The sequence below is a fragment of the Streptomyces sp. genome, from assembly GCF_019510245.1.
Lineage (GTDB): Bacteria > Actinomycetota > Actinomycetes > Streptomycetales > Streptomycetaceae > Streptomyces.
Genome location: NZ_JAEKKT010000318.1, coordinates 1 through 3,688 on the forward strand (window position 1 = coordinate 1; position 3,688 = coordinate 3,688).

The following is a 3,688-nucleotide window of genomic DNA, read 5'->3' on the forward strand; positions in this document are numbered from 1 at the left end:
GACCCACGCGATGCAGATCTTCCGCTACGCCGAGCAGGGCTCGATGGGGTTCCTCTGGATCTCCGGCACCAACCCGGCGGTGTCGCTGCCCGAGCTCAGCCGCATCCGGTCGATCCTGGGGCAGGAGAAGCTGTTCGTCGTCACGCAGGACCTCTACCGCACCGAGACCACCGAGCTCGCCGACGTCGTACTACCGGCCGCCACCTGGGGCGAGAAGACCGGCGTGTTCACGAACGCCGACCGCACCGTCCACCTGTCCGAGAAGGCGGTCGACCCGCCGGGTGAGGCGCGAGCCGACCTGGACATCTTCCTGGACTTCGCCCGGCGCATGGAGTTCACCGACAAGGACGGCCGGCCACTGGTGCACTGGCACGATCCCGAATCCGCGTTCGAGGCGTGGAAGCGGTGCAGCACGGGACGTCCCTGCGACTACAGCGGCATCACCTACGACCTGTTGCGCGAGCGGGGCGGGGTCCAGTGGCCGTGCACGGCGGAGGCGCCCGACGGGACGGAGCGGTTGTACGCCGACGGCACCTTCTGGGCGGGCGCCGACGTCGCCGAGTCCTACGGCCGGGATCTGATCACCGGCGCGTCGGTCGAGGAGACCGAGTACCGGGCCCTGAACCCGGACGGAAAGGCGGTACTGAAGGCGGCGACCTATGTGCCGCCGCACGAGTTGCCGTCGGCCGAGTTCCCGCTGCAGCTCATCACCGGCCGCACGATCTACCACTTCCACACCCGGACGAAGACGGCCCGCGCGCCCGAGTTGCAGGCCGCCGCCCCGGAATCATGGGTCGAGTTGAGCGCCGGGGACGCCGCGGCGCTCCACGTCGAGGACGGTGATGCGGTCCACGTCGTCAGCCCCCGTGGCCGGATCCGGACCACGGTCCGGATCGCCGAGATCCGCCGCGGTGTTGCGTTCGTCCCCTTCCACTACGGGTACTGGGACACCGACACCCCGGCTGGTCCCGCGCCCGGCGAATCCGGTCGGGCCGCCAACGAGATGACGATCACCGACTGGGATCCGGTGTCGAAGCAGCCGCTGTTCAAGCTCGGGATCGCTCGCATCGAGGTGGCGTCATGAGGACGGGTCTGGAGTACGCACTGCGCCGCGTCCACTCGGCCGAGCAGGAGTTGACCGAGGACCTGCTGCACATCGCCGACAAGCATCGCTCGGAACACGAGATACACCACGTATGCCTGGACGTGGCGCGGTGGTCACAGGAAAACCTCGCGGCCCTGGCCGAGGTCGCGGCCAACTACGACGTCCACCTCGACGCCGAGGTGACCGACCCCGGGCCGCTACGCCACGCGCTCGACGCCCTCGCCGCGAAGACGCCGGGCCGGCCGGCCTCGATCGCGTTGCTGGAGGACCTGCGGGACCTGTTCCTGGTCGCCTCCGAGACGTCGCTCGCCTGGGAGATGCTCGCGCAGCACGCCCAGGCGCGCCGCGAGCGGGACCTGCTCGAGCTCGTCACGGCCGCGCATCCGCAGACCCTCCGACAGCTGCGCTGGGTCAACACCATGATCAAGACACTCTCTCCGCAGGCGCTGGCAAGTCACGACGCGTGACCGGGAAGGCTTCCGGTCATGGGAATGCGGATGAGCAGTCGGCATGAGTAGCGGGCATGAGTAGCGCCGTCGTCGTCGGCGGCGGCCACAACGGGTTGGTGGCGGCGATCCTGCTGGCCGACGCCGGCTGGGACGTCGTGGTCTGCGAGGAGCAGGAGCGCCTCGGCGGGGCGGTGTACTCCGACCGCTCCGTGCACCCGGAGTTCGTCACGGACTGGTACAGCGCGTTCTACCCGCTCGGCGCCGCATCGCCGGTGATCTCCGGTCTCGGTCTCGAGGCGCACGGCCTGCAGTGGTCGTACGCGCCGACGGTGCTGGCGCACGTCCTGCCTGACGACCGCTGCGCCGTGCTCGACCGGGACGTCGCGGTGACTGCCGCTTCGGTCGACGAGTTCGCTGCCGGCGACGGCGCGGCCTGGACGGCCCTGGTCGAGCAGTTCGAGGAGATCCGCGAGCCGTTCCTGAGAGCACTGTTCACGCCGTTCCCGCCGGTGCGGGCCGCCACTTCGCTCTACCGCGCGCTCGGCACCGCCGAGGTGCTGCGCTTCCTGCGCTTCGCCGTGCAGCCGGTGCGCCGGGCCGGCGACGAGCTGTTCGACGGCGAGGGGGCCCGGTTGCTGCTGGCCGGCAACGCGCTGCACACCGACCTGCCGCCGGAGGCCGCCGGCAGCGCGCTCTACGGCTGGCTGCTCGCGATGCTCGGTCAGGTGGTCGGCTTCCCCGTGCCGGTGGGTGGTTCGGGCATGTTGATCACCGCCTTGCATCGGCGCCTGACGTCGGCCGGCGGCACCGTGCGCACCGGCGCGCCGGTGCGTCGGATCGAGGTGGCCAACGGCACGGTGCGCGGCGTCCGGCTCGAGGACGGCACCCGACTGCCGGCCGACGCCGTGCTCGCCGACGTGGCCGCCCCGCTGCTGTACGAGCGGATGCTGGAGCCGGCCGACCTGCCGCCCCGGCTGCTCCGGGACCTGCGCAAGTTCCAGTGGGACAGCCCGACGATGAAGATCGACTGGGCGTTGTCGGAGCCGATCCCGTGGAAGGCCGACGGGGCGCGGGGCGCCGGCACGATCCACCTCGGCGTCGACATGAACGGGCTGACCCGCTACGCCGGCTCCATCGCGGCCCAGGAGCTACCGGACCCACCGTTCGTCCTCATGGGCCAGATGACCACCTCGGACGCGACCCGCTCACCCGGCGGCACCGAGTCGGCGTGGGCCTACACGCACATCCCCGAGGGGCTGTCGATGTCGGCCGAGCTGGTGCAGGCCCACGTCGACCGGGTCGAGGCGGCGATCGAGCGGCACGCGCCCGGCTTCCGCGACCTGATCCTGGCCCGGCGGGTGCTCTCGCCGGCCGAGCTGGAGAAGCTGGAGGCCAACCTCGTCGGCGGGGCGGTGAACGGCGGCACGGCCAACATCCACCAGCAGCTGGTGTTCCGGCCCGTCCCCGGCCTCGGCCGGCCGGAGACGCCGATCGACGGGCTGTACCTGGCCGGTTCGTCGGCGCACCCCGGCGGCGGCGTCCACGGCGCGCCCGGCGCCAACGCGGCCCGCGCCGCGATCAAGCGGCTCGGCCCGGCCGGCGCCGTGCGGCGGCGCGCGATCGACGCCCTCCACCGGCGCATCTACCGCTGACCGGCCCCCCGCCCGAGCCCGCCAACGCGTGTCGGCCGCGACTTTGACTTCTCAAGCGGGCCTCAGGCGGCCTTGCAGCACCGCTTGAGAAGTCAAAGTCGGGGGGGCGACGGCGGGCGACCGCGGCGCGGAGCCGGGATGTTGCGGTAAGGGTTACGGCAGGCTTGGCACCGACACCTGCCGCCGGTTCTCCACGATGGAGCGCAGCCGCTGCAGGCACTCCCGGTTGCGCCGGCTGAGCACCCACCGCTGCAGCGGGTTGTCCAGGATGCGCGCCGCTCCGTAGCTCGGCGCCTCGCCCATGGTGACGATCGACCCCGCGGCGTCGGGTTCCACGGTGAGTTCGATGTAGACCTCGCCGAAGGGCCAGGCGCGGCCCTGCAGCACCAGGCGGGACGGCGGCTCGCACTCGACCACCGCCGTCACGTCCGAGATCGCGAGCGGCCACCCACCGACCTGGTGGTGCACGATCGAGCCGGGCG

Annotated in this window: 4 protein-coding genes; 3 read left to right on the plus strand and 1 reads right to left on the minus strand. The window is 71.9% G+C overall.

Features of this window, described 5'->3' with window-relative positions; genetic code table 11:
- The 3 genes from JF597_RS49955 to JF597_RS49965 all read left to right on the plus strand — a co-directional run.
- The coding region (locus JF597_RS49955) for a molybdopterin dinucleotide binding domain-containing protein (RefSeq protein WP_294012815.1) at positions 1–1,084 on the plus strand (1,084 nt) is incomplete at its 5' end.
- Positions 1,081–1,572, plus strand: a complete 492-nt coding sequence (locus tag JF597_RS49960) for a hypothetical protein (RefSeq protein ID WP_294012818.1) — start codon at positions 1,081–1,083, stop codon at positions 1,570–1,572. The genes JF597_RS49955 and JF597_RS49960, both read left to right, overlap by 4 nt.
- Before the next feature lie 56 nt (positions 1,573–1,628).
- Complete coding sequence (locus JF597_RS49965; protein ID WP_294012820.1) at positions 1,629–3,206, plus strand: NAD(P)/FAD-dependent oxidoreductase; 1,578 nt, start codon at positions 1,629–1,631, stop codon at positions 3,204–3,206.
- A 153-nt stretch (positions 3,207–3,359) separates the two neighbouring features.
- Here the strand turns inward: JF597_RS49965 and JF597_RS49970 are convergent.
- The coding region (locus tag JF597_RS49970; protein WP_294012822.1) for an SRPBCC family protein at positions 3,360–3,688 on the minus strand (329 nt) is incomplete at its 5' end.

Excerpts from the sequence above, each read along its gene's own strand:
- JF597_RS49965 (WP_294012820.1), top strand. The coding sequence starts at position 1,629 with ATGAGTAGCGCCGTCGTCGTCGGCGGCGGCCACAACGGGTTGGTGGCG.
- JF597_RS49960 (WP_294012818.1), top strand. The coding sequence starts at position 1,081 with ATGAGGACGGGTCTGGAGTACGCACTGCGCCGCGTCCACTCGGCCGAG.